The organism is Nostoc sp. EspVER01, from assembly GCF_034530635.1.
In the GTDB taxonomy this organism is placed as follows: domain Bacteria; phylum Cyanobacteriota; class Cyanobacteriia; order Cyanobacteriales; family Nostocaceae; genus Nostoc.
Map to the genome: position 1 here is coordinate 152,700 of NZ_JAVRCS010000014.1, position 9,686 is coordinate 162,385.

At 40.0% G+C, this 9,686-nt stretch carries 6 protein-coding genes; all 6 read right to left on the reverse strand.

What is annotated here, in order from left to right:
- Window positions 1-29 precede the first annotated feature (29 nt).
- A complete protein-coding gene (locus RMX69_RS14875) occupies window positions 30-257 on the reverse strand; it encodes a hypothetical protein (protein WP_289798968.1) in 228 nt (75 codons plus the stop codon).
- A gap of 1,123 nt (window positions 258-1,380) precedes the next feature.
- A complete protein-coding gene (locus RMX69_RS14880) occupies window positions 1,381-2,148 on the reverse strand; it encodes a peptidylprolyl isomerase (RefSeq protein ID WP_322637902.1) in 768 nt (255 codons plus the stop codon).
- A gap of 125 nt (window positions 2,149-2,273) precedes the next feature.
- Window positions 2,274-3,797: an HlyD family efflux transporter periplasmic adaptor subunit gene (locus RMX69_RS14885; protein WP_289798970.1), complete on the reverse strand. Its 1,524-nt coding sequence runs from the start codon at window positions 3,795-3,797 to the stop codon at window positions 2,274-2,276.
- Window positions 3,798-3,950: 153 nt separating this feature from the next.
- Window positions 3,951-6,671: a peptidase domain-containing ABC transporter gene (locus tag RMX69_RS14890; RefSeq protein WP_322637903.1), complete on the reverse strand. Its 2,721-nt coding sequence runs from the start codon at window positions 6,669-6,671 to the stop codon at window positions 3,951-3,953.
- Complete coding sequence (locus RMX69_RS14895; protein ID WP_289798972.1) at window positions 6,565-7,290, reverse strand: helix-turn-helix domain-containing protein; 726 nt, start codon at window positions 7,288-7,290, stop codon at window positions 6,565-6,567. Before RMX69_RS14895 ends, RMX69_RS14890 begins: the two co-directional genes overlap by 107 nt.
- Before the next feature lie 1,139 nt (window positions 7,291-8,429).
- Window positions 8,430-9,593: a hybrid sensor histidine kinase/response regulator gene (locus RMX69_RS14900; RefSeq protein WP_322637904.1), complete on the reverse strand. Its 1,164-nt coding sequence runs from the start codon at window positions 9,591-9,593 to the stop codon at window positions 8,430-8,432.
- Between the last annotated feature and the right edge of the window lie 93 nt (window positions 9,594-9,686).

Below are 9,686 nucleotides of genomic sequence, written 5' to 3' on the forward strand. Positions count from 1 at the left end.
TAGCCAGATTAAGTAACAACAACTTGAAGTTACTGTCCAACAACTGTGTTGACGTTACCGAATGTGTTAGCATTGGCAGTATTGCCAATAATAGTCCTAACAATTACACTGTTGTTGATTAGAGTTAGAGTTATCGCTGCTGTTGCACCTCCTGTGATTCCCATTTCTTGAGCACCGAGTTCCTGAAGAAAGCTTTCAGAATCTTGGAACAATTCAGAACCAGCAGGACGTAATTCAGAAATTTTAATGGAAGCCATGATGTTTCTCCTTCAAAAAATTAAGTTGAGCTAATTTTTCTAGAAGATTAAACTTTACTTTGTTTAACCCCTTGATTTCATTGTTATTGAATAAACTTTGAAAATCAAGCTTTTTAAGTTGCTTTTATAGACACAACTAAAGCTTTTATGTCTCTAAATTAAAATATAGCTTTGACAGTAGATTATATTGGGATAGAGCTTTACTAAGGCTTATACCTTTTTATAGTTCGGTATGGCTTTATTGCATAATTAATACTTTTTTATATACTCTGGAAAAAGAATAATTTAGGCGACTGGAAGTTGCTGCTACAGAGGCAAAGTCCACTTGCACGGACTAATCTCAAATTTTATCTGTTGAGAGTAATAAAAAAGGGTTAGTCCGATTTTCTTCCAAAGGTCTTGCTACACAAGGCTCTCTAAATAAGACTGTATAGGAGAAAAGGCAATACGGTTTGGTTAACGTTTTAATCTTTTGGAGATCCCCCCAATCTCCCCCTTAAAAAGGCTTACCTATAACCAGCTTTTACCCGCTTAAAAGATGGTTATCAGAGGTGAGGGGATCTGAACCGAACCGTATTAGGATAAAAGAGGTTGCTGTTGGTAACTGCTTTTATAAAAATTATTATTAAATACCTGCTATCTCTTGTTTTTTTTGGAATAATTTTTCTTTGAAAGTCCCTTGTATTGAAAAAGTCAATGGTTTGATGACTACTTTTACAGACATTAGTGTAAGAGTTTTGTCTTTTAATGTCGTGTCTGAGCGACTACATCTTTGAGAGGTTGTTTGAAAAGTGGTTGGCAGTAATTTTAGGTACTGATTGATTCCCCTAAGAAGCCTTAAAAAGAGAGAACTGCAATCGGAGTCTCTCTTTTCAAGGGAAATTTAGCATGGTTATTTTATCTTAAAAAAGAAAAATACATATTGTGGCATGGCTTTTAACCTCTCTCCAAACCCATTTGTAAGAGGTTAAAAGCCATGCTAATTTTGTCAAGAGGATACGGGAAAAGAAATATAATAAGTTCACCTGTTGCCAATAAATATCTCCAGAAATTAGGTTTTATCTAGACAGGATAAGGGTTTGAGATTCTTTTTCGGAAATGTCTAATAGAATAGGACTTAAGGTTAGGCTTCGGAATTAGAGCTTAAAAAATCAGAGTCTAACAGCTTAACAAAATCAACTTTAGCGATTTGTTTCTTTAGCCATTCAGAAAACAAATTTGAAGCAATTTTTTGGTATAGCTCATTATCTAATTCCGGTTGAATAATCTCCTCCACCAAAATCAGATGTACTCCCGAAGATGTCACTATAGGTTTGAGAAGTTGGGGGGGCTTGGCAGCAAAGACAGCAGCGGAGATTTCCGGCTTCAAATCCTGACGATACACTATCCCCCGGTATCCACCTTTGCGACGTAATTCCCTATCCTGGATGTATTTGTGAGCAATATCATAAAAACTTATCTCACCTTCTTTGATTGCATAAAAGAGTTCTATCGCCAAATCTTCATCATCCAGAAAAACCTCATACATGACCACACTGGCATAATCTAGCTGGTGTTCCAAGAAATAGGGTTCAACTTTATTTGCAAACAGATGAGCGGCTAACTTATTAGAAATGACGGTGCTATAGACAATTTCTTCATAATCATCTATGGAAAGACTATGTTTTTCCAACCACGCCCAGGTTTCATCAGCACTATTGAGTTTGTTCATTAACCGGATTTGGTCTGCTGCTATCTGAAGCTCCTCTGTCTCTACTTTGAGACTCGCCTCAAATGCGGCGTTTTCTACAACCTTGCGGGCAATAATTGCCTCAACAAACTCAGGAATTTTGCAACATAGTTTGACTTGAGAAACAATATCTTCGTTGGTAATAGTGATAGTTTGTAGCATGATGTTATTCCTAAGTAGATAGACGGCATTAAATGTTTTTATCTGAAGTGCAGCTTTGTGTTCTTCTTCTTTACTTGTAAAAAGGTTAGGTGGTTAGGTTTAGGAATACATAATATGAGATCGCTCTATAACTTTAAACCGCCCTGCTGCAACTGCTTAAATGGATCGAGCAGAAAATCAATAATCCGACGCTGGCGCACAATTACCTCAGCCGTCGCCGTATCCCCAGGATGCAAGGTAATACACTTATTAGCCGAAACAAGACAATTTTGTTTTAGGGCAATTTGTAAGTCATAAGCTGCTACTTTTCCATTAGGTGTATCCACCTCTATGGTAGTAGGAGAAATCTCTAACAATTCTCCTTCGATCACGCCATAATCTTGAAATGGATAAGCATCAAACTTTAACTTTACTGGCAACCCTTTTCGCAAAAAACCACTCTCTGTTGTCGCCATTTGCGCTCGAACCATTAAAGGCGAAGCTTGAGGCGCAATCTCTGCTACCATTGTTCCTGACTGCACCACAGACCCAGCCCGTTGTATCGGTAGCTGAAATACTCTACCATTGACGGTGGCTCTTAACTCTCGTTGTCCTAACTGGAATTTTAACGAGACAATCTGACTTCTATTTTGAGCAATTTCTGCCTGAAGCGTAGTAATTTCTGTTTGTAAATTCTTCTGTTGTTCGTCAATTTTTAGCAGGGCCAACTGACCAGAACGAGTCAAAGTTTGATAACTTCTTTCCTGTTCTTTAATTCGCAATTGTGCCTGTTCAATATCTGCATTGGCTTGGCGAATAGTCCGCTCATAACTACTTTGTTGTTCTACCAAACGTAGTTTAGCCTGCTGAATATCTGACTTATTTTGTTCGTATAACTGTTGCCTGTCTTTAGCTATATCTTGCTTCTGAACAACATTAGTTTCTGAAACAACCCCTGACTGCCAAAGACTGCGATAGCGTTCAACTTCTCGCTCGCCACTCGCCAAACTACTGCTGACTAACTTACTAGCAGTTTGACTATGCTCAAGAGTTTGCCGTGCCTGATTGACTTGAGCCAATTTTTCGTCTTTTTGTAAATCATAGGAATTCTTAAGAGCATTCAGATTCTGTTGCGCTTGATCGATTTGAGTCTGCTTTTCTAACTGTTGAGATTGGTTTTGTTGCTGTTGAGTTGTCAAAGATACAACTAACTGACTTTTTGATGATTTTAACTGAGAAAGTCGATTTAATTGTCCCTCTAGCTTCTCCTGTGCCTGTCGCAATTCTGCCTTAACTAATTCTGATTCTAACACCAATAAAGTCTGCCCAGTTCTAACATAATCACCTTCCTTTACCCGAATTTCGGCAACAGTACCTGCGACAGCAGAATCCAGCCTAACTGTCTTTCCCTTTGGCTCAAGTCGCCCTCTTGCCGTACCCGTTTCATCCACCTTAGATAGCATCGCCCAGGGTAAAATGATCGATACAAACACCACTAAAAAATATAGCAACCCTCTTGTCCAAACTTGGGGTAAGCTATCAAGTAAATCCTTGGTCACGTAAGCCCAATCATCAGTTGATCTAGCTGGTGTTTGCTCCGTTAAAACTTCCTCGCGCTGTTCTACCTCATAAATTTTAGTTTCAAGCTTTCCATTTAATGTGTTTGGCATGATTTTTCCTGATATCAATTTTGGATTTTGGGAGTGGGGACATTGGAGATCCCTCCAACCCCCTTTAAAAAGGGGGGCTTTTTCTGATCTTTACCCCTTTTTTAAGGGGGTCGCTGCGGGGGAATCAAGTCCTATCCGAACTGTCCTCTTCTTTCATCCCGCAACATCTAGCTGCTGATGATTGAGATAAAAATAATGTCCCCGCTTCGCCATCAACTCTTGGTGAGTCCCACTCTCAATCAACACGCCGCGATCCAGCACCAAAATCAAATCTGCATTCCGCACAGTTGAGAGGCGATGGGCGATTATTAAGGTGGTTCTCCCCTGAAGAATTGTGTTTAAATTCGTCTGAATAATCCTTTCTGACTCTGCATCCAGATGGGAAGTCGCTTCATCCAAAATCAACAGCTTGGGATTGCCTAACAACGCCTTAGCGATCGCAATTCTTTGTCGCTGTCCTCCAGACAACAGTCCCCCTCCTTCACCAATCTGGGTTTCATAACCCATAGGTAACTTTTTGATAAACTCATCAGCGCCCGCCAACCGCGCCGCCTCAATAATCTCTGCTAAAGTAGCTCCAGGATGCGCCAAGCTAATATTTTCCCGAATCGTTCCACCAAACAAAAAGGTATCTTGGTCAACTACCCCAACCTGTTCGCGTAGAGAACGCAATGAAAGACTGGTAATATCGTGACCATCAATCAACACTTTGCCATCTGTGGGGGGATATAACCCCAAAACCAGCTTAGAAATCGTGGTTTTCCCTGAACCACTCCGTCCCACCAGGGCAACCATTTGCCCACTGTGGACTTCAAAACTGAGATTTTCTAAAACATTGATATCGCTTTCAGGGTGATAGCGAAACGTCACGTTGTCAAAGCGAATGTTACCTTGAATCGGTGGTAAAGATTGCCGCATCTGATACTGCAAATCCTCTTCTGGTTCGGCATCCAAGACATCATTAATGCGTTCTACTGCAATCACCACTTCTTGCAATTGATTCCACAAAACTATTAATCGTTGGAAGGGCGTAATAATATTGACCAGTAACATATTAAATGCTACCAATTGCCCAATGGTTAGCTGGTTGTGAATCACTTGGTACGCCCCAAACCATAGCAAGATAGTTGTTACTACTGCTTCAATTGTGTTGCTGAATATTTGCAGGCGATTGCTGATAATTTGCCCAGAAAAGTTAGTTTTTATTTCCTTACTTAATAACTCTTCCCAATGCCAACGCACCGTCTGTTCCACCGCTGTGGATTTAACTGTTCGTATACCAGAAAGGGCTTCAATCAGATAGCTACTTTCCTGGGCAACAGCATTAAAGATTTCTCTAGAAATCTTTTGTAAAAAAGGTGTGGCAATCAATGCCAGCAGGACAAAAGGTGGTACAATCACCAACACCAGCAACGCCATTTTCCAGCTGTACCAAAACATCAATCCTAAATAGATAAAGACAGTGAGTAAATCTAGCAGGATGGATAATGCCTCACCGGAGAGGAAGCGTTGAATTTTGCGGTTTTCCTGTACACGAGAGATAATATCTCCAACATAACGAGACTCAAAGTAACTCAAGGGTAGCCGCAGGGTATGGCGAATAAATCCCACAATTAATGCTAAATCGAGCTTATTCGCCGTGTGGTCTAACAGATATTGCCGCAACCCTGTCATTGCCACACGGAATAAACTAAAAATTAGTAACCCTAAACCCACCGCTGTTAAGGTGAGTTCAGAACGCTGCACCACCACTCGGTCTAAAATTAACTGTGTGAATAGGGGGGTAACAAGTCCAAATATCTGAATAAATAAAGAAGCGACAAACACTTCCAGAATTACCAAAGAGTGAGGCTTCATCAACTCAAAGAATTGCCAAAAGGGGGTAGAAGTCTCTTTGGTGTCCTTGAGCATGGCTGTCGGTTGCAGCAGCAATGTGTAACCAGTCCAGTTGGCTTTAAATTCGGTATGGCTGAGGCTGCGTTGCCCAATGGCAGGGTCGGCTACAATGACGTGTTTGGGGGTAATTTGGTAGACAACAATGTAATGCTTGCCTTCCCAATGGGCGATCGCAGGCAATTTTTGCTTTGCCAATTGGTCAAGACTCGCCTTCACAGGTCGCGTGGAAAACCCAATACTTTCCGCCGCCGCCGATAACCCCCGCAGCGACGAACCATTGCGGTCAACATTGGCCATATCCCGCAGGCGATTTACACTAAAGTTTTTTCCCCAATAGCGAGATACCATTACTAAACAAGCTGCACCGCAATCCGATCCACTCTGTTGAGCAAAATACGGATAGCGCCGAATCACACGCTGTAATAAATGCCCCACTCGCTGTGTGGAGTTGGGAAAATAGGCTTTGCTGATCTTTTTCTCGTGTGGCTTTACTGCTGGCGTTGAAAATATATGTGTTTCATGTGAGTCCGATGGCAGTATTGGGGGGTTATCTGAGTCCATCTGTTGGGGATTACGAGATAGCGCCTTAGCCCACAAATGCTCCCGAATTTGGGGATATTTAGCCATCAATGGCCACAACACTTCACCCGAAACAAAGCACAGTTGCAAATTTACTGAAGCCCTGGCAGCGTAAGGTTTAAAGTCACCCTCCTTAAACAAGGTAAATTCTCCAAATGAGTCACCTGCCTCTAAAGTGGCGATTAACTCATCGGCGTTATCTAGCAACCTGACCTTACCAGCGATCGCAATATAAATTCCTGGTTGAGCATCAGTTCCTTGCCAGAATTTGCCGACTTTTGGGTTGATAAATTTACCTTGTTGAAGACAATGTTGATATTCCTCTGTCGAAAGAGAATAACCCAGAGTATTGTTGAAATCTTGCAGAGTTACTAATTGAGCAGATATATCTTGCGCCATGAATATTTACATCTTTTCCTAATTTTGCAAAGTTAATAGGTAAAAATTCGGAATTATCAGGAATAACTGCCGATTTCAGGTCACTAATCAAAATTTTGGAACCTTGGATCTGTTCAGTGCTGCTTTGTTCAGAATTGCTGGGTTTTGGTAGCGTGGATAACCCCATCTGTTTGAGCAGTCGGTTAATATGGCGATCGCTTACCTCAATACCAAATTCTTTTGCCAGATGTTTCCCCAGCCAGTTTGTTGTCCACCGTCGAAAAACATAGCCATGATCGCGGGGACTACTACTAACCAGTTCTTTCAAACGTTCTAAATACTGGTCATTTATTGCTTTAGGGCGACCGATAGGACAATCTTGCCATAGGTGCGCCATCCCAGTCCGGGCTATGTGTATCCAATATCTTGCTGTTGCTGGACAACACCCCAAAATTTGACAAATTTCCGTTTGAGTTTTTCCCTCATCTGCCAACAACATGATTTCAATGCGCTGTCGGTAAGATTCAGGTAAAGTTTTTTCCAAATTTTCTAACAGTAATTTTCGCTGAAATGATGTTAAATATTTACTGTTCGTTAAAATTGTATCCTTGCTTCCAATTCTCATTTGGTAGTCGTACATACACATACAATTCACTAGTTTTTTAGATATACGAATGCCTGATGTTTAATCATGATCTAGCACTTATTTCTACTCTACGTAGAAATAAGTAGAAATATGCAAAAGCTAATTTTTCCTTACATAGCGGTTCTCAGTTGAGTGAGGTACAAGAACTCCACCCCTCCCCGCAAGCGAGGAGGGGACTATGGTGTACCTCATCTGATTAGGAAACGCTGTAGCTGTAATAACTATCATGTTTTGTTTTTCATTCAATACAAGGACTTGAATGTTAACAAGTGATATTTTTTTACAGCCAGGTTTCGTGTATTGCTTTTGTAGATATAGATTAGATTACAATTCCTAATTTATAAATTACGGAAATACTCGCTAAATTTTAATAAAATTTTTGTAAAGATAATTTTTTGCAACGAGAGGAAAAATAGTCATCACAAAATCTCTGTTATTAAGGATGAAAATTACTTTTAAAGCAGTTTTTAAGTGAATATACAACGCGTAATGGCACTAGATTTTACAAGTATTCATTTTTACTTTAAAATTACAATGTAGATATAGATTAACTACAAATCAACTTTGTAAATTCTGAAGAACGAGCAATTAAGTTTTTTTACCTGCATTTGTCACAATTTCTGTAATGGCTATGCCCACCGCACGCATCGCATTTACCACAACCTTTGCCCAGACTACATTTCGGTTTGGATGCGTCAAAGTTTTGAACCAACATGAAACGCCTAAATTTAGGTTTTGTAAGGCTTTAAGAATAAGAGTGATAAATCGGCGTTACAATGCTTACTCAAAAACTATATTTTATGTAAAGTTATGTAAAATCACTATTTTATATGTCTTCAATAACTTTCATGAGAGAATAATTAGGAAATTTATCGGAACTCTTTGCTGAAGTATGTTTGAGGCAAAAGAAGCAGCCGAAATTATAAAATTTATTGAAAATTACTATGAATGGTATAAAAAAGAGATTAGGACTTGAGAAGTGTTGATACCAATAGTTTATGAAGTTCAACTTCATAAACCAGAAACAATATAATTCTATCCACAGATAGAAGCGCTAACTTCTGCTAATATGCAATCAATATTTTTTAACTTCCGTCTTAAACGAACTTATTTATTTGTTCTCAAATGGCAAATTAAATTCCGATCAAAGGGAGAGTGACAGTAAATGTAGTACCGACTCCAACCTGACTATTAACTACAATTTCTCCCCCGTGTGCATCGACACATTTTTTGGCGATCGCTAGCCCCAAGCCAGTACCAGGTATATTTCCCACGTTGTCCGCACGTCGGAAAGGCTGAAACAGTCGTTTTTGATTTTCTTGAGGAATGCCAATTCCCCAATCTTGAACTCGGAAAATTACCGCTTTTTCCTGACCAATTAGTTCAAAGCGCACCATGCCGCCCGGTAGTGAGTATTTAATTGCATTGCTAAGTAAATTGCCCAAAATGTGCCGCAGTAAGCTTTCATCCCATAAAGCGTCATTTAATTGCCCAAAACTGGCGAACACCAAAGTCAGTTGCTTATCATTTGCAATCAATCGAACTTCATCGACCATTTGGCGGCAAAAAGCTTCTAAATCTAAGCAGATGACTTCAAAACCCATGTTACCAGAATCAGCTTTACCGATGAATGTGACTTCATCCAATAGCTTTGCCATGTTTTTAATTGCCGACCGAATCATTTTCAAATGATTCTGTTTTTTCTCTTTGGTTAATCTTTCATCTTGGTTTTGTAGCAATCCAGCAGCCAAAAGAATAGTATTTAGCGGATTGCGGATGTCATGGGAGAGCATTGAGACAAATTCAGATTTGAACTGGTTGAGTTCATTAGCTTTCACCAGTTCCGCAGTTCGTTCTTCAACCCTAGTTTGTAACGTTTCATTGACTGTGCGTAATGATTCTAAAACTTGCTTGCGCTCGATCGCATAACGCAAAGAACGAACCAACACATCTACATTTACCTGGCGCTTGACTAGATAATCTTGTGCCCCCTGCCGCACTGCCTCAATTGCCAGTTCTTCGTCATTTGTATTGGTTAGGACAACAATCGGTATACTTGGCGCTCGATCGATCAGAGGAGGTAGAGATGACAATCCTTGACTGTCAGGTAGAGTTAAATCTAATAAAATAACGTCATAATTACATTGATTTAGTTCCTGAAGTGCTTCCCCCAATCGCATCACATGAACCAGAGTAAACTCTTGGGACTGGGCTTGTTTCAGAAACTCTTGTAACAACCTGGCAGAAGCGAGGTTATCCTCAATTAACAAGATTTTTACTGAGTAGCTTACAACCATAATCTTCAGGTTTCACCCCCTATTGCTGCTCTATCTTGTCATTACTCATTACTCATTACTCATTACTCATTACTCATTACTCATTACTCATTA

Coding starts and splice junctions, on each gene's coding strand:
- RMX69_RS14875 (WP_289798968.1), bottom strand. CDS start 257: ATGGCTTCCATTAAAATTTCTGAATTACGTCCTGCTGGTTCTGAATTG.
- RMX69_RS14880 (WP_322637902.1), bottom strand. CDS start 2,148: ATGCTACAAACTATCACTATTACCAACGAAGATATTGTTTCTCAAGTC.
- RMX69_RS14885 (WP_289798970.1), bottom strand. CDS start 3,797: ATGCCAAACACATTAAATGGAAAGCTTGAAACTAAAATTTATGAGGTA.
- RMX69_RS14890 (WP_322637903.1), bottom strand. CDS start 6,671: ATGGCGCAAGATATATCTGCTCAATTAGTAACTCTGCAAGATTTCAAC.
- RMX69_RS14895 (WP_289798972.1), bottom strand. CDS start 7,290: ATGTACGACTACCAAATGAGAATTGGAAGCAAGGATACAATTTTAACG.
- RMX69_RS14900 (WP_322637904.1), bottom strand. CDS start 9,593: ATGGTTGTAAGCTACTCAGTAAAAATCTTGTTAATTGAGGATAACCTC.